The following is a 15,545-nucleotide window of genomic DNA, read 5'->3' on the forward strand; positions in this document are numbered from 1 at the left end:
GGCGTTCTTCCCCCGGCACAGGATGGGCGGCGCCGCGCCGAATTGCAACCGTCAGGCGGTGGCGGCGTCATAGACAAGGGCTGTGTCGAAGTACTCGTAAAATTCGATCGCCTTGCCGTCCTTGAAGCGCCAGAAATCGACCTTCGGGGTCTCAAAGACCTTCCCGGTCCTCTTGTTGGTCCAGGCAGTTGAGCCGCGCGCGAAAACAGCATCGCCCTGGGCGACGTATTCATTCATGGTGTAGTGCTGCATGCTCCAGTCAGCCAGCAGACCGTCGAAATAGCCACGCAGCTGGGCGCGGTCGTCATAACACTTGGCAAAGGGCACCGCCGGAGCCCCCTGCGGAAGCGAGTCGAATTTGATCTGCGCGCCGATGACGCTGTCGAACCAATAGTCGACGCTGCCGCCCTTGCTGTCGTTCCACCGACGATAGGCTTCCTTGAGCAACTGAACGTTGGCTTCGCTGGACATCGCATTCCCTCCATATGCATTTGACAATGAACGTGGGAAACGCGGCCACCCGCTTCAGAAGTGGCGGGCTTGTTCTGGCTCTACCTCCGAGCGTAGCACAACGAGGCTGCAAAAAAAGCCCCGGATCGCTCCGGGGCCTTCGTGTCGCAGCTGGTTGAGATCTCAGTAGCGGTAATGGTCCGACTTGTACGGACCTTCCTGCTTCACGCCGATGTAGTCGGCCTGGTCCTTGCGCAGCTCGGTGAGCTTGACGCCGATCTTGGCGAGATGCAGCCGGGCCACCTTCTCGTCGAGCGACTTCGGCAGCACGTAGACTTCCTTCTTGTACTTGCCGTCCTTGTTGTTGGCGAACAGCTCGATCTGCGCCAGCGTCTGGTTGGTGAAGGAGGCCGACATCACGAAGGACGGATGCCCCATCGCGTTGCCGAGGTTCACGAGGCGGCCTTCCGACAGCATGATGATGCGGTGCTTGTCGGGGAATTCGATCTCGTCGACCTGCGGCTTGATGTTGGTCCACTTCAGGTTACGCAGACCCGCGATCTGGATCTCGTTGTCGAAGTGGCCGATGTTGCAGACGATGGCGCGATCCTTCATCGCACGCATGTGCTCGATCGTGATGATGTCCTTGTTGCCGGTCGCGGTGACGAAGATGTCGGCGCGGGGCGCGGCGTCTTCCATGGTCACGACCTCGTAGCCTTCCATCGCGGCCTGCAGCGCGCAGATCGGATCGACTTCGGAGACCATCACGCGGCAGCCGGCCTGGCGCAGCGAGGCGGCCGAGCCCTTGCCGACGTCGCCGAAGCCCGCGACCATCGCGACCTTGCCCGACATCATCACGTCGGTGCCGCGACGGATGCCGTCGACCAGCGATTCACGGCAGCCATAGAGGTTGTCGAATTTCGACTTGGTGACGCTGTCGTTGACGTTGATCGCCGGCCACAGCAGCGTGCCGGCCTTCTGCATGTCATAGAGACGATGCACGCCCGTGGTGGTCTCTTCGGAAACGCCCCTGATGCTCTTGGCGATCTCGGCGAAGTAGCCCTTCGGCTTCTCCTTGAGCTGCTTCTTCAGAAGCGCGAAGAAGACTTCCTCTTCCTCGGAGCCGGGCTTGTCGAGGAACGCGGTGTCGCCGTTCTCGGCGCGCAGACCGAGATGGACGTACATGGTGGCGTCGCCGCCGTCATCGAGGATCATGTTCGGGTGACCGCCGCCGTGCCAGTCGAACAGTTTTGCGGTGTAGTCCCAGTATTCGGCCAGCGTCTCGCCCTTGACCGCGAACACCGGAATGCCGGCAGCCGCGATCGCAGCCGCGGCGTGGTCCTGCGTCGAATAGATGTTGCAGGAGACCCAGCGAATGTCGGCGCCGAGGGCTGCCAGCGTCTCGATCAGCACGCCGGTCTGGATCGTCATGTGCAGCGAGCCGGCGATGCGCGCGCCCTTCAGCGGCTGCTTCGGGCCGAACTCCTCGCGGGTGGCCATCAGGCCGGGCATCTCGGTCTCGGCCAGCGAGAGTTCCTTGCGGCCGAAGTCGGCGAGCGAAATGTCCTTGACGATGTAGTCGGTGAAGCCGGGCTTCGCATTCATAGCGGAGGTCCTGTTGTTGAATTGGTCGTTCCGGGTCGCCCTGGAAAGGCGAACCCGGAATCTCGACATGATGGATAAGGATCCCGGGTTCGCCGCTGTCGCGGCGCCCCGGAATGACGTTGGTACTTAGACTGCGCGCTTGAGCGCTTCGACCAGGTCGGTCTTCTCCCAGGAGAAGCCGCCCTCGTTGTCGGGCGTGCGGCCGAAATGGCCGTAGGCCGAGGTGCGCGCGTAGATCGGGCGGTTGAGGTCGAGATGGCTGCGGATGCCGCGCGGGGTGAGATCCATCGCCTTGGCGGCGGCCTTCTCGAGCTGGTCCTCCGACACCTTACCGGTGCCGTGGGTGTCGATGTAGATCGACAGCGGACGTGCGACGCCGATGGCGTAGGCGAGCTGGAGGGTGCAGCGATCGGCGAGACCGGCAGCAACGATGTTCTTGGCGACGTAGCGCGCCGCGTAAGCCGCCGAACGGTCGACCTTGGTCGGATCCTTGCCGGAGAACGCACCGCCGCCATGCGGGGCCGCGCCACCATAGGTGTCGACGATGATCTTGCGGCCGGTCAGGCCGGAATCGCCGTCGGGACCGCCGATGTAGAACTTGCCGGTCGGGTTGATGTGCCAGATGGTCTTCGGCGTGATCCAGTCCTTCGGCAGCGCCTCGCGGACATAGGGCTCGACGATGTCGCGGATCTGCTTCGACGAGATGTCCTCGACCAGATGCTGGTGCGACACGACGATCTCGCGCACGCCGACCGGCTTGCCGTTCTCGTACTGCACGGTGACCTGGCTCTTGGAGTCCGGACCCAGCACCTTCTCGCGGCCGGAGTGACGCGCTTCCGAGATGAGGCGCAGGATCTTGTGGGCGTAGAAGATCGGCGCCGGCATCAGATCAGGCGTCTCGTTGGTGGCGTAACCGAACATGATGCCCTGGTCGCCCGCGCCCTCTTCCTTGACTTCGCCCGGCTGCAGCGCATCGACGCCCTGCGCGATGTCGGCCGACTGCGGATGCAGCAGGATCTCGATGTCGGCCTTCTCCCAGTGGAAGCCGTCCTGCTCGTAGCCGATGTCCTTGATCGCGGCGCGCACGACGCCTTCGATCTGCTCGTTGGTGACCGATGCGGGACCACGGGTCTCGCCGGCGATCACCACCTTGTTGGTGGTCGCGAGCGTCTCGCAGGCCGCGCGGATCTGCCACGGATCGATGCCGGCTTTCGGCCCCTCGCGGTAGAACAGATCGACGATTTCATCGGAGATCCGGTCACAAACCTTGTCGGGATGGCCCTCGGACACGGACTCGCTGGTGAAGAGATAGGACGCGCGCATCAGTAACCCCTTGTTCCGCCGTTAACCTGGCGGGCGTTTGCGATGTTTAACCTTGGATTATGTCAATCACGCCGTCGCGAGATGACGTAGGACTCGTCGAGAAACCAGAGCCCGTTGTACTTCCGCAGCACGTCCCGGGCGGCATCCAGAGTGCGGCCGTTTTGAGTCATTTCTGTCAATCGGTCGTCCTCGATCTGCGCCACATACACCGCCGCATTCCACGCTGCAAAGGCCGTCGAGGTTCCGATGGTACCCGTCACCTCGTTGGGCAGCGCTTCCATATCATACCTGAAGATCGAACGGTTGTCCGCATAGGCATTAAAATTTAGGTCGCGGCCCAACGATCCGAGCTCGTACTTCACCGCGCGCAATAGCTCATGACGGCTGACCGAGAAAGGATTTTCTCCAGGCCAGATCGCCTGGATCATTTCCATGCCGGGATCGTGACCATGGGAGTGGATACCGATCAGGCGCCCGCCCGGCCGAAGCGCCCGCGCTAGCGGTGCAATGATCCGCTTTGCACGGAAATTGACCGAGGACAGGGCGCGGTAGGGCTGGGATGCAATGACCAGGTCGAAGTTGGCCTCGGTCTGGCCCGGCCGCGGAATGGTCGAATCCAGCAGGAACCTGTGGTCCTCGCGGTACAGTACCAGGACGACGGGCCGCTCGTAGAGCGGCATGGCCGTGCGTGGGCTGATCGCGGCGCGCCAGTTCTGCTCCAGGAACGGCCTCAACTCGGCGATCTGCTGCTCGAACTCGCCCGACGAGGCGCCCCGTAGCGGAACCTCGTGCCAGACGGTGGCCGCCGCCGCCGCAGGCGATGCCGGCGTGAGCCAGGGCGCCTCGGAGTAGAACATGTTGGTGAAGACGAACACCGACGCCGGATGCTCGAAAATGCGGTCCGGGACCCTCTCCAGCGTCAGCCGCAGGTCCTCGAGGCTGAGCTCCTTGCCGGCCACGTAGAACGGCATGTGCGGGTAGCGCTGGTGCGTTGCGCGCAGCACCCTGGCCAGCACCGTGCCGTCGCCGACCCCCGCGTCGAAGATGCGTAGCGCCGGCGGGCGCGGATGGATGCTGGCGAGCTCCAGCGCGACGCGCTCGGCGACCACCCGCTTCTCGCTGCAGGTATGGACGAACAGCAGGTATTTTTGCCGGTTCTCGAAGAAACGGAAATTGCCGCGCGGATCGCGTTTTTCCGGGGGCACCTGGAGCCCCCGCGGCGGCGGCAGGCCGCCCGTCGTCGATACGGCGATATAGGCCTGGATCCGATCCAGCGTGTCGATCGTGATGCGCTTTCCCTCGCGCAGGCGATGGACCAGCTTCCCATCGTTCACCGCGCGCCGGCCAAACGTCGATTCCGCCATGTCCGCCTTGCGGCAGAACTCGGTGATTTGGCTGAGGATTTCGTCGTTTTTCATGAATGGGAAGGCGGTGGGCAGGAATATTGGGACCAGCGTCGTAGCAAAATCTGCCCACTGAGGGAATACCCTCCCCGCTTTACCCCACGTCCAATGACGAGCGCGTGAACCCCGGCGCACCGCCGGGCAACAAACAAGCGCTTCTCCTTCAAGGGACCACCGCCATGCGCCGCCTGCTCGTCGCGCTTTGCCTGCTCACAGCAGCCCTGTGGGCCGCGCCCGCCTTCGCGCAGGCGCGCAGCCAGCTCGGGCCGCTCTGCACGACCGACACCACGCCGCCAGACCAGATGATCGACGCCTGCAACAAGATCGTCGCGCTGAAGGTGTTTCGGGGCGAGCAGCTCGCGACGATCTATTTCTGGCGCGCGGTGGGCTGGAACAAGAAGGGCGACTATTCGAAGGTCATCGCCGACACCACCGAGGCGATCCGGCTCCAGCCGAGCCAGGCGGTCTACAATCTCAGGGGATCTGCCTATTACGACAAGGGAGACTACGACATCGCGATCGCCGATTTCGACGATGCGCTGAAGCTCGGACCGCCTGATGGCACCATCTTCCACAATCGCGGCAACGCCTGGCGCGGCAAGGGCGACTACGCCAAGGCGATTGCCGACTACGATGCCACGATCAAGCTGCAGCCCAAATCGACGTTCTCGTTCCAGAACCGCGGCATCGCGAAGGAGGCGCTCGGCGATCTCGACGGCGCGCTGGCCGACATCAACCAGGCGATCCGGCTCGATCCGACGCTGCCGCAGCCGCTGATCAATCGCACCGCGATCTGGCGCGTGCGGGGCGATCTCGATCGCGCCATTGCCGATGGCAGCGAGGCGATCCGGCTTGCGAAGGAGAAGCCGCCCGTCAACATCATGACGCCGCCGAGCAGCGTGCTGATCTCCGGCTATATCCACCGCGCGCTGGCCTATGAGGCGAAGGGCGACTACGCCCATGCGCGCGACGACTACAAGGCGACGCTGGCGATCGTGGCTTCCGATGCCGGCAGCAAGGCCAATCAGGCCACCGCCAAGGTGCGGCTGTCGCTGGTGACGGATGCGCTCACACCCATCCCGCGCGATGCGCCGTCACCGGTGCCGCAGCCGGCACCGCAGCAAACGGGCACGGCACCTGCGCCCTCGGCTACCCCGGTGACGCCTGGCAAGCGCCTGGCACTGGTGATCGGCAATGGCGCCTACGCGCATGTGAAAGCGCTGCCCAATCCGGCCAACGATGCGCGCGCCGTCGCCAGGAGCCTGCGCGACATCGGCTTCACGGTGTCGGAGGGCATCGATCTCGACCGCGCAGCGATGCAGAAAGTGACGCGCGACTTCCTGCGCGAGGCGGCGCGGACGCAGGTCGCGTTAGTGTACTATGCCGGCCACGGCGTGCAGGTCGACGGCCGCAACTATCTCATTCCCGTCGACGTCGAGCTCAAGCCGGGCGCGGGCATGACGGAGGCGATGATCGACATGGACACGATCATGGCCGGCCTCGACGACCAGGTCCGCACCAACATTTTGATCTTCGATGCCTGCCGCAACAATCCGATGGCGCAGCAGGTCGCAGCCGCCGGCACCAACCGAGGTATCGAGGGCGCTTCGGGCCTCGCCGCGCCAACGAGCCTGGGCGCCGGTGCAACGCTGGGCGCGGGCACGCTGATCGCGTTCGCCACCGCGCCCGGCCAGGTCGCGCTCGACGGCGAAGGCGCCAACTCGCCGTTCTCCGCCGCACTCTCCCGCCATCTCGGCACGCCGGGGCTGGAGGTGCAGCAGATGCTGACGCGCGTGCGGGCGGAAGTGGTCTCGAGCACGAAGAACAAGCAGGTGCCGTGGTCGAACTCGTCGCTGCTGGGCGAGGTTTACCTGGCGGAGAAGTGAGGGTGGGTGAGCGTACTGGTTTTCAAGGGTGCGACGCTGCCCGCCACTCACTCGGTGTCATCGCCCGACTTGATCGGGCGATCCAGTAATCCGAGACGCCAGTGATTCACCGAAAAGACGCTGCGTACTGGATTCCCCGCTTTCGCGGGGGATGACAGCGGCCACGTGGCAAACTTAGTTGCCCCACACTTCCTTGGCGATCTCGACTGCAAGGCCGAGCTTGGCCCACTGCTCTTCCTCGGAGAGGATGTTGCCTTCCTCGGTCGAGGCAAAGCCGCACTGCGGGGACAGGGCGAGCTGCTCCAGCGGCGCGAATTTGGCGGCCTCTTCGAGGCGACGCTTGATGTCGTCCTTTTTCTCGAGCTCGCCGAACTTCGAGGTGATGACGCCGACCACGACGACCTTGTTGCCCTTGGGCAGGAAGCGCAGCGGCTCGAAGCCACCGGCGCGGTCACTGTCGTATTCGAGGAAGTAGCCGTCGTAATTGGTGCCGGCGAGCATGGTCTCGGCCACGGGCTCGTAGCCGCCCGAAGAAATCCAGGTCGAGCGGAAATTGCCGCGGCAGACATGCGTCGTCACCACCATGTCGGCTGGCTTCTCGGCAAGCGCGTAGTTGATGACGCGCGCATAGATCTGCTGGAGACCCTCGGGATTGTCGCCGCGCTCGCGCGCTTTCTGCAACTCGTCCTGCGAGCAGAGATAGGCCCACACGGTGTCGTCGAACTGAAGATAGCGGCAGCCGGCATCGTAAAACGCCTTCACGGCCTTGCGGTAGGTCTTGCCGAGGTCTTCGTAGAACGCGTCGAGATCGGGATAGACGTCCTTGGAGATTGCCTTGCGGCCGCCGCGGAAGTGCAGCACCGCCGGCGAGGGGATCGTCATCTTGGCGGTGACGTGGGCCTGGTCGGCGGACTTCTTCAGGAAGCGGAAGTGATCCAGCATCGGATGGTCGTCGGGGAAATCGAGCTTGCCGATCACGCGGACCGCGTCATGCCGCGTCTCGACGCCTGCGAACTGGATGCCCGTGTCCGGGTGAAACATTTCGCAGCCCGTGAGCTTGGCTAGGAAATCGAAATGCCACCAGGAGCGGCGGAATTCGCCGTCGGTCGCGAGCTTCAAGCCGATCGAGGCCTGCTTGTGCACGACCTTTTCGATCTCCAAGTCCTCGATCTTGCGCAGATCGTCAACCGAGATCTCGCCCTTCTCGAGCCGGCTACGGGCTTCCTTGATCTTCGCGGGACGCAAGAGGCTGCCGACCTCGTCGGCGCGGAAGGGGGCTTTGGTTCGCTGCATTTTCTACTCCCGGGATATTTTTAGTGGGCCGCCGCCCCTGCGACGCCGAGGTGGCGCTCGAGGACTGAGGGGTCGGCCTTCAGCGCGGCGCTCGGGGCGTCGTGGACGATCGTTCCGCGCTCCAATATCACAACACGGTCGGCGAGCCCCAGAATCTTTTGCGCGTTCTGCTCGACGATGATCGAGCAGATGCCGCCCGCCCGGGTGATGGTGCCGATCGCCTTCAGAAGCTCCTCGACGATGATGGGGGCGAGGCCCTCCGTCGGCTCGTCCAGCAGCAGGACCTTCGGGTTGAGGGTCAGCGCCCGGCCGATCGCCAGCATCTGCTGCTCGCCGCCGGAGAGCTGGTTGCCAAAATTGCTCCGCCGCTCCTTCAGCCGCGGGAACATCTCGTAGACTCTCTCGACCGTCCAAGGGCCGGGCTGCGCCACCGCGGTCATGTTCTCTTCCACCGTCAGCGAGCGGAAGATATTGCGCTCCTGCGGCACCCAGCCAATGCCGGCCCGCGCCCGCTGATCGGGCCGCAAGCTCGTGACATCGGTGCCGGCGAGCGCGACCGAGCCGGAGAAGCGGCGGGTGACACCGACGATGGAGTTGATCAGCGTGGTCTTGCCGGTCCCGTTGCGGCCCAGCAGCGCAAGCACCTGCCCCTCGGCGAGGCGCAGGGACATGTTGGGCAGCACCACCGCCTCGCCATAGCCCGCGCGAAGTGCGTCGATCGCGAGCAGGTCAGACATTGACCGCCTCCTCGCCGAGATAGACGGCCTTGACCTGCGGGTCGCGCGCGACCACGTCGGGCGGACCTTCGGTGAGCAGCGCGCCCGAGACCAATACCGAGATGCGGTCGGCGAAGGAGAAAACGAGGTCCATGTCGTGCTCGATCAGGAGCACGGTGACGTCGCGCGGCAGGCTGCCTACGACGGCGAGAATGTCGTGGCGCTCGCTTTCGGGCACGCCGGCGGCGGGCTCGTCGAGCAGCAGCACGCGCGGCTTGGCGGCGATCGCGACCGCGATCTCGAGCAGACGTTGCTTGCCGTAAGGCAGCGTCACGGTCTCTTCGTTCATGACGTCGAGCAGATGGAAGCGCCTCAGGAGATCGGCGATCTCGCCGTTGACGTCGCTCCGCGTGCCCATCCTCCGCCACCAATCGCCGCCATGGCCGAGGCGCTCGGAGACGGCGAGGCCGATGGTCTCGAGCGGGGTCAGGTCGGGATAGAGCTGGTTGATCTGGAAGGTGCGCGACAGGCCGCGCAGCACGCGCTTGTGCACGGGCAAATCCGTGATGTCCTGGCCTTCGAGCAGGATACGGCCCGAGTTCGGCTTGAGCACGCCGGTGAGCTGGTTGATGACGGTGGTCTTGCCGGCGCCGTTCGGGCCGATCAGCGCGTGGCGGGCGCCCTGCTCGATCTTGAGCGACAGGTCCCGCGTCACGCGCAGCCCGCCGAACTGCTTTTCGAGATTTTGGGTTTCGAGCGCGATGGTCATGCGTCGCTCTCCGGCACGGCAACGACGGCCTTGCGTCCGGCAACCTGCTTGATGACCAGGTTCGGCACGTACAGCACCCAGCGATGCAGGCGCTGGCGGCCGACCAGCACGATCACGACCAGCACGAGACCGATCCAGAATTGCCAATATTGCGGGGTGATGGTGGAGAACACTTCCTGGAGCATGCGGAAGATCACCGCGCCGACCAGCCCGCCATAGAGATAGCCGGTCCCGCCGATCACGAGCACCAGCATCAAATCGGCCGAACGCTCGAAGGCGAACACGTCAAGCGAGGCGATCGCCGTGGTCTGGGTGAACAGCGCGCCCGCGATGCCGGCATAGAACGCCGCGAGCGTGTAGATCGCGATCAGGCGGCGGTTGACGGGGATGCCGATGGCGGCTGCGCGCAGCGGATTGTTCTTGATCGCGCGCAGCGACAGCCCGAACGGCGAATGCACGACGCGGCGAGCGAACAGGAACAACAGGAACAGCACCGCCAGCGAGTAGAAAAAGCCGGTCTTGCCGAACATGTCGAACGAGATCTCGCCGAAGATCGGCTGCATCTCGATGCCCTGGAGGCCGTCGGTGCCGCCGGTGATGTTGGAGAAGCGCTCGGCGAGCGCTTCCAGCAGCAGCGCGATGCCGAGCGTGACCATCAGCCGGGTCAGATCGACGCCGCGGATCACCAGGAAGCTGGTGGCGAAGCCCAGCACCATAGCGGCAAGGCCGGCTACGATCAGCGCGAGCACGGGCTCGTTGATGATCCCATGCAAGGCGAGGAGCCCCGCGGCGTAGGCGCCGACGCCGAAGAAAGCGGCATGGCCGAGCGAGACGATGCCGGCATAACCGAGGATGAGATCGAGCGACATCGCAAACAGCGCCAGCCGCAGGATGTCGGTCATGATCAGATAGCGCGTGGGAAATGCGAAGCCGCAGGCCAGCACGACGAGCCAGAAGGCGACTTCGCCATAGTGCCAGCGCGCCTGGCGCTGGGCGTGATAACCGACGTCGGAGGAAGCGCTCATCGGCGGCCTCAACGCGCGGCCGTGCGGCCGAACAGGCCGTTCGGGCGCCAGATCAGGATCACGATCATCATGGTGTAGATCACGAAGGGGCCCATCTTCGGCACGTAATATTTGCCGGCGACGTCACCGATGCCCAGCAGGAGCGAGGCCAGGAACGGCCCGGTGATCGAGGACGAGCCGCCGACGGTGACGACGATCAGGAAGTAGATCATGAACTTCAGCGGGAAATACGGATCGAGGCCGAGGATCTCGGCGCTCAGCGCACCGCCGAGGCCGGCAAGCCCGCAACCGAAAGCGAAGGTGAAGGCGAACACCTGCGGCACGTTGATGCCGAGGCCGCTCGCGGCACGGGGATCATCGACCGCGGCGCGCAGCCGGCTGCCGAACCGGGTCTTGGCCAGCACCATCTGGAGACCAATGGTGAGCAGGCCGCAGATCACGATGATCATCAACCGGTAGCGGCCGATGCCGACGCCGAACACGTCGAACTGGCCCTGGAGCGCAGCCGGCAAATTGATGAAGACGCGCGACGAGCCCTGGATGTAGTCGACGGCCGCGACCGACATGAACGTGAGACCGATCGTGAACAGCACCTGGTCGAGATGGCCGCGCGTATAGAGATGGCGGTAGAGCGTTCGCTCGAGCACGATGCCGATCGCAGCCGACGAGACGAAAGCGAGCGGCAGCGCGGCGAAGAACGGCCAGCCCATCCGGTTGACCAGGACCATGCAGACATAGCCGCCGGCCATGGCGAAGGCGCCGTGGGCGAGGTTGACGAAGTTCATCAGGCCGAGCGTGACCGCAAGCCCGCAAGCGAGCACGAACAGCAGCATGCCGTAGGCAACGCCATCGAACAGGTTGGTGAGGATAGAGGTCATCGGAAGCGGGTGAACCCTGGTAATCACTCGTCATTCCGGGGCAGCGCGCAGCGCTGAACCCGGAATCTCGTTTCAACAATTTTGAGATCCCGGGTTCGCGCTAATGCGCGCCCCGGGATGCCCCGCTTTCGCGGGTCACTTCTTCGTCTTGCCGAGATCCTTGACGGCTTCGAAGGTCGCGAACTCGACATTGTAGAGCTCGCCGTCGACCTTCTCGACCTTGCGGATGTAGATGTTCTGCACGATGTCACGGGTCTCGGGATCGATCGAGATCGGGCCGCGCGGGCTTTCCCACTTCTGGCCCTTCATGGCTTCGACCAGCTTGGTGCCGTCGGTGTCGCCGTTGGTCTTCTTCAGCGCCTCGTAGATGAGGTGGATGCCGTCATAGCCGCTCACGGCCATGAAGCCCGGACGGTTACCGAAGGCCTTTTTGTAGGCCGCGACGAAATCCTTGTTCATCTGCGAGGGATGCGCCGCGGAATACAGATGCGCGGTGACCGTGCCGAGCACGGCGTCGCCCATGTTGTTGAGGAGGTCGTCGTCGGTGACGTCGCCGGGTCCGATCACCTTGATGCCGGCCTTGTCGAGGCCGCGCTCGGCATACTGCTTCATGAAGTTGCCGCCCTGGCCGGCCGGCACGAACACGAAGATCGCGTCGGGCTTGGCGTCCTTCATGCGCTGCAGGAACGGCGCGAAATCGGGGTTGGCGAGCGGCGTCTTGACCTCTTCAACCACCTCGCCGCCACCGGCGGTAAAATTCTGCTTGAAGAAGTTCAGCGCGTCATTGCCCGGCGCGTAGTCGGAGGTGAGCGTCGCCACCTTCTTGATGCCGTTCTTCACCGCCCAGTCGGCGATGATGGTGGAGGACTGCGCCAGCGTGAAGCTGGTGCGCACGATGTAGGGCGAGCGCTCGGTGATGATGGAGGTGCCGGCCGCCATCACGACTTCCGGGATCTTGGCCTGGGTTGCGAGCGGCGCGGCCGCGAGCGCGGCCGGCGTCACGCCGAAGCCGGCGATGAAATTGACCTTGTCGTTGACGATCAGCTCCTGCGCGGCCGTCTTGGTCTTGTCCGGAATCGCGGCGTCGTCCTTGAGGATGATCTCGATCTTTTTGCCGGCGACGGTGTCGCCCTTCTGCTGCATGTAGAGCTTGATCGCGTTCTCGATCTGCTTGCCGGTCGAGGCCTGGCCGCCGGTCATCGGCAGGATCAGGCCGACCTTGACGGTGTCCTCGGCCTTGGCCGGCACGATGGTCGCGAGACCGGCGATGGCGGCCGCTGCTGCGGTCCAGGCGACCTTGTAAGAAAACGTCTTCCGTTCGAACATCAGATGTCCCTCCCCTTCATTCCTGACCTCTTGTGCGCCGGACCGAGTGCCCGGTCCTTGGCTCAACCTTAGCTCACGCACGCGCGATGTCGCGCCACATGGCGTCTTTCGCGCCCTTATTGTCAATCGGACGTTTGGCGACCATTCGGCGCAAGCCACGCGTCCCGATTGCCGACGACGGGGAGCGATGCCGTGGTTACGTCGGGGTAACCCGAGCATCCCGATCCTGGTCGCTCCTATTTGTACGATTGTACAAATAAAATGGACCTGTCAACGAAAAAGCCCCGCCGCCGACCAAGCCAGTTTGTCGCGCGCCGCTTGGCACAGTCTAGAAAGCGGCCGGCCGCGTGGATGGAGGATTTCGTCTTTCTTTTGCAGAATTCGGACACCGGCGCGGCTTTGGTCACCGCAAATCGGTGGCTAATTACCTACCTTGAATAAGCCTATTTTACCTTGTTGAAGACTACTCTTCCCGCGCCAGTAACCCGGCGTCCAACCTGACTGAATTCGCGCGCGCACAATGCTCAAGCCTTTCCGCTGCGCCCTCACCCTGGTTGCGCTCGCCGCGGGGCTGTCCGGCTGCGGCACCGCCAACGAAAAGCTGTCCGCCGGCATTGGCGACTACGTCCCGCAATGGGCCGGCGGCCTGCCGGCCGACGCACCGCCGCGGGCGGGCACCCCGGAGTACGATGCCTGGATGAAGGAGCGCCAACGCCTGCGCCAACTTCCAGCCGCTGAGCGGCCGAAGGAAGGGCAGGCCCAGCAGCCGACCGGCACAAACCCCGCCCGGGAAGCGGTTCGCTAGAGCGGATTTCGATCAGGCGCGATCATGACCGGACGACCAAGCTTTGCCACTCCTAGGCGCTGAAGACGTCCGCCGGATTGGTGGTTCGCCCCCCTCATAACCGTTCGCTGACCTTGGCCGCTTCTCAGGCGCTACAGAGCGTTTTGAACACCACTATATTGAAAGATCGCGCAACAGCCGGAGACGCCCGCAAAGGAAAAGCGATCATCGTCAACTATTCGGTCGAGCACTGCCTGGTAGACACCATACACGTGTCGCCGATCCGCATTCCCGGGATCGAGGAAATCGTGAAACATGACGAAACCGCCGTCGACCAGAAGTTTTTTGGTGAGTTCGGCGGCATCGATCGTAGCTTGATATCCGTGCCAGTGATCGATGAAAATGAAGCCGTACTTTTTCCCCTCCGCAGCAAGCTCGTTCATGCGTCGTGTCGCGTCCGAGACGGTGAATGTCACTCTCTCGCTGCCCGGGCGTCCTGTTAGATTCCGCTCGGCTTCAGAGCTGTTTTCGCGGTCCAGCTCGATTGTCTCGATGGAGCCGTGGCCTCGATCATGAACGGCCTGCGCCAGGATCGAGGTCGACAGTCCCTTGTTGGTGCCAGCCTCCAGAATATCTCCGGGGGCTCGGAACGCCAGATCATAAAGCTTCAGCGCATCGCCCCGCCGCAAATAGCCGGTGATGCCGAGCTCGATCAGGAATTCAACGCCCTGATGACCGAGCGGCGCGTCAGCAAGGTGCTGGTGGGACGCGTTGATGATGTCACCGCTGTAGTCGGCAAAACTGAGACGATCCAGCGGCCGCCACTGATCTGCATAGGCCGCCCCTGACGAAGCAAGGCGCTCCTTGTACTTGTGGCTTTTGGTGATCCAGGCGTCATAGTTCGGAGGGAACAGCTTGATCTTGACGACATCCAGCATATTCGACAAAGCCACTGTCATACCCCTAGCTTGTTGCGATCAGATCTCACTGCGGTCGAATAATAGAATAACACCCTGAGGTCTACAATGTTGCCGCGATCATTGCCGCAGTCCTGACGAACCGGAGCTTGCAAAACGAACTGGAACCTTCATTCGGTCAAATCTGCAAAGGCGTCACTGGACGCTGTTTTCTGGACGTGCGATTCTGGATCATGCAGCAATGATTTCCAAAATGAGTTCGGCGGACGAAAAAAGATGCCTGGTCATTGGCGCCACAGGGCTGGTCGGCGGCCATATTCTCCGGCTGCTGCTGCAGAGCGGACAACGGCCGCTCGCCCTCTCCAGATCACGCAAGAGCGCTGCAAACGTCGACTGGTATTGCGGTGACCTGGCAAAGCCTGAAGCCCTGAACTTCCCGTCGTTCACGACCCTCTACTGCACGGCCGATGCTATTCTGTTGGCGAACGCCCTTCCCCATATCTTCGATCCTTCGCTGAAGCGTATCGTCGTATTCAGCTCCACCAGTGTCATGACCAAGCGAGATAGCGAGGTCGCAGAAGAGCGCGAGTTGTTGGGAAGGCTCGCCGAGGCCGAAGACAAGATCGTGCAGGCTTGCGCACGCAACGACGTCGAATGGACGATCTTGCGTCCGACATTGATCTACGACCCTGGCCGCGACACCAATATCACACCGCTTTCGCGCCTCATCCGACGATTTGGCTTCATGCCGCTGGTCGGCGGCGGCTCGGGTCTCCGACAGCCGGTGCATGCCGAGGATCTGGCCATCGGCGCCATCGCAGCGGCATCAACCGCGTCCGCTGCGAACAAGTTCTATTCCCTCCCCGGCGGCGAGACGCTGACCTATCGTGACATGATAGGTCGGATTTTTGAAGGAATGGGGGTACCTCAGCGAACCATTTCGATTCCCGCTTCCCTGTGGAAGGCCGCCTTCGTTTTCGCGAAACCACTCTTTCCAGGTGCGAACGTGGCGATGGGCACTCGCATGACGAAAGACATGATTTTCGATTCGAAGCCTGCGTCTCAGGATTTCGGCTGGAAGCCTCGGACGTTTCATCCCCTGTTTGATCGATCGCCCGTCAAGAAACCGTCGTGATGGTCACTTGACCGCAGGGTCCTTCTGTCCGGTGT

General features: G+C 63.3%; 14 protein-coding genes. 3 read left to right on the top strand and 11 right to left on the bottom strand.

Going from position 1 to position 15,545, the window contains the following annotated elements:
* Positions 1-51 precede the first annotated feature (51 nt).
* From ACKWRH_RS30885 to ACKWRH_RS30900, 4 genes are all read right to left on the bottom strand, one after another.
* A complete protein-coding gene (locus ACKWRH_RS30885) occupies positions 52-471 on the bottom strand; it encodes a nuclear transport factor 2 family protein (RefSeq protein WP_038957546.1) in 420 nt (139 codons plus the stop codon).
* Positions 472-633: 162 nt separating this feature from the next.
* Entirely contained in the window at positions 634-2,055 is a 1,422-nt protein-coding gene (gene ahcY / locus ACKWRH_RS30890; protein WP_445216586.1) for an adenosylhomocysteinase, read from the bottom strand.
* A 126-nt stretch (positions 2,056-2,181) separates the two neighbouring features.
* Positions 2,182-3,378: a methionine adenosyltransferase gene (gene metK / locus ACKWRH_RS30895; RefSeq protein ID WP_028151996.1), complete on the bottom strand. Its 1,197-nt coding sequence runs from the start codon at positions 3,376-3,378 to the stop codon at positions 2,182-2,184.
* Positions 3,379-3,440: 62 nt separating this feature from the next.
* Positions 3,441-4,796, bottom strand: coding sequence for a hypothetical protein (locus ACKWRH_RS30900; RefSeq protein ID WP_445216587.1), 1,356 nt, complete (start codon positions 4,794-4,796; stop codon positions 3,441-3,443).
* Between the two features lie 164 nt (positions 4,797-4,960).
* On the opposite strand from ACKWRH_RS30900, the gene ACKWRH_RS30905 reads away from it, so the two are divergent.
* Positions 4,961-6,667, top strand: a complete 1,707-nt coding sequence (locus ACKWRH_RS30905) for a caspase family protein (protein ID WP_445216588.1) — start codon at positions 4,961-4,963, stop codon at positions 6,665-6,667.
* Between the two features lie 174 nt (positions 6,668-6,841).
* Here the strand turns inward: ACKWRH_RS30905 and ACKWRH_RS30910 are convergent, their stop codons facing one another.
* From ACKWRH_RS30910 to ACKWRH_RS30935, 6 genes are all read right to left on the bottom strand, one after another.
* On the bottom strand, positions 6,842-7,960 hold the full coding sequence (locus tag ACKWRH_RS30910; RefSeq protein WP_445216589.1) for a cobalamin-independent methionine synthase II family protein: 1,119 nt from the start codon (positions 7,958-7,960) through the stop codon (positions 6,842-6,844).
* A 20-nt stretch (positions 7,961-7,980) separates the two neighbouring features.
* Positions 7,981-8,697 (bottom strand): ABC transporter ATP-binding protein, encoded by a 717-nt coding sequence (locus ACKWRH_RS30915; protein ID WP_063982182.1) that lies wholly within the window; start codon positions 8,695-8,697, stop codon positions 7,981-7,983.
* The gene (locus tag ACKWRH_RS30920) at positions 8,690-9,445 is read right to left on the bottom strand and encodes an ABC transporter ATP-binding protein (protein WP_014493881.1); all 756 of its coding nucleotides are present in this window, start codon (positions 9,443-9,445) and stop codon (positions 8,690-8,692) included. Before ACKWRH_RS30920 ends, ACKWRH_RS30915 begins: the two co-directional genes overlap by 8 nt.
* Entirely contained in the window at positions 9,442-10,470 is a 1,029-nt protein-coding gene (locus ACKWRH_RS30925) for a branched-chain amino acid ABC transporter permease (protein WP_445216590.1), read from the bottom strand. Before ACKWRH_RS30925 ends, ACKWRH_RS30920 begins: the two co-directional genes overlap by 4 nt.
* Positions 10,471-10,478: 8 nt before the next feature.
* Positions 10,479-11,348: a branched-chain amino acid ABC transporter permease gene (locus tag ACKWRH_RS30930; RefSeq protein WP_445216591.1), complete on the bottom strand. Its 870-nt coding sequence runs from the start codon at positions 11,346-11,348 to the stop codon at positions 10,479-10,481.
* A gap of 135 nt (positions 11,349-11,483) precedes the next feature.
* Positions 11,484-12,674, bottom strand: coding sequence for an ABC transporter substrate-binding protein (locus ACKWRH_RS30935; protein WP_445216592.1), 1,191 nt, complete (start codon positions 12,672-12,674; stop codon positions 11,484-11,486).
* A 520-nt stretch (positions 12,675-13,194) separates the two neighbouring features.
* Here ACKWRH_RS30935 and ACKWRH_RS30940 point away from each other — a divergent pair.
* Positions 13,195-13,479, top strand: coding sequence for a hypothetical protein (locus ACKWRH_RS30940; protein ID WP_354095665.1), 285 nt, complete (start codon positions 13,195-13,197; stop codon positions 13,477-13,479).
* A gap of 131 nt (positions 13,480-13,610) precedes the next feature.
* On the opposite strand, the gene ACKWRH_RS30945 is transcribed toward ACKWRH_RS30940, so the two are convergent.
* A complete protein-coding gene (locus ACKWRH_RS30945) occupies positions 13,611-14,417 on the bottom strand; it encodes an O-methyltransferase (protein WP_445216593.1) in 807 nt (268 codons plus the stop codon).
* Between the two features lie 211 nt (positions 14,418-14,628).
* Between ACKWRH_RS30945 and ACKWRH_RS30950 the strand changes: the two genes are divergently transcribed.
* A complete protein-coding gene (locus ACKWRH_RS30950) occupies positions 14,629-15,510 on the top strand; it encodes an NAD-dependent epimerase/dehydratase family protein (RefSeq protein WP_445216594.1) in 882 nt (293 codons plus the stop codon).
* Positions 15,511-15,545: the final 35 nt, after the last annotated feature.

This window comes from Bradyrhizobium sp. Pa8, from assembly GCF_052588265.1.

What these genes read in the sequence shown, in the direction of transcription:
- ACKWRH_RS30925 (WP_445216590.1), bottom strand. Translation starts at nt 10,470, where the DNA reads ATGAGCGCTTCCTCCGACGTCGGTTATCACGCCCAGCGCCAGGCGCGC.
- ACKWRH_RS30945 (WP_445216593.1), bottom strand. Translation starts at nt 14,417, where the DNA reads ATGACAGTGGCTTTGTCGAATATGCTGGATGTCGTCAAGATCAAGCTG.
- ahcY (WP_445216586.1), bottom strand. Translation starts at nt 2,055, where the DNA reads ATGAATGCGAAGCCCGGCTTCACCGACTACATCGTCAAGGACATTTCG.
- ACKWRH_RS30935 (WP_445216592.1), bottom strand. Translation starts at nt 12,674, where the DNA reads ATGTTCGAACGGAAGACGTTTTCTTACAAGGTCGCCTGGACCGCAGCA.
- ACKWRH_RS30885 (WP_038957546.1), bottom strand. Translation starts at nt 471, where the DNA reads ATGTCCAGCGAAGCCAACGTTCAGTTGCTCAAGGAAGCCTATCGTCGG.
- ACKWRH_RS30950 (WP_445216594.1), top strand. Translation starts at nt 14,629, where the DNA reads ATGAGTTCGGCGGACGAAAAAAGATGCCTGGTCATTGGCGCCACAGGG.
- ACKWRH_RS30930 (WP_445216591.1), bottom strand. Translation starts at nt 11,348, where the DNA reads ATGACCTCTATCCTCACCAACCTGTTCGATGGCGTTGCCTACGGCATG.
- ACKWRH_RS30920 (WP_014493881.1), bottom strand. Translation starts at nt 9,445, where the DNA reads ATGACCATCGCGCTCGAAACCCAAAATCTCGAAAAGCAGTTCGGCGGG.
- ACKWRH_RS30910 (WP_445216589.1), bottom strand. Translation starts at nt 7,960, where the DNA reads ATGCAGCGAACCAAAGCCCCCTTCCGCGCCGACGAGGTCGGCAGCCTC.
- ACKWRH_RS30915 (WP_063982182.1), bottom strand. Translation starts at nt 8,697, where the DNA reads ATGTCTGACCTGCTCGCGATCGACGCACTTCGCGCGGGCTATGGCGAG.
- ACKWRH_RS30940 (WP_354095665.1), top strand. Translation starts at nt 13,195, where the DNA reads ATGCTCAAGCCTTTCCGCTGCGCCCTCACCCTGGTTGCGCTCGCCGCG.
- ACKWRH_RS30905 (WP_445216588.1), top strand. Translation starts at nt 4,961, where the DNA reads ATGCGCCGCCTGCTCGTCGCGCTTTGCCTGCTCACAGCAGCCCTGTGG.
- ACKWRH_RS30900 (WP_445216587.1), bottom strand. Translation starts at nt 4,796, where the DNA reads ATGAAAAACGACGAAATCCTCAGCCAAATCACCGAGTTCTGCCGCAAG.
- metK (WP_028151996.1), bottom strand. Translation starts at nt 3,378, where the DNA reads ATGCGCGCGTCCTATCTCTTCACCAGCGAGTCCGTGTCCGAGGGCCAT.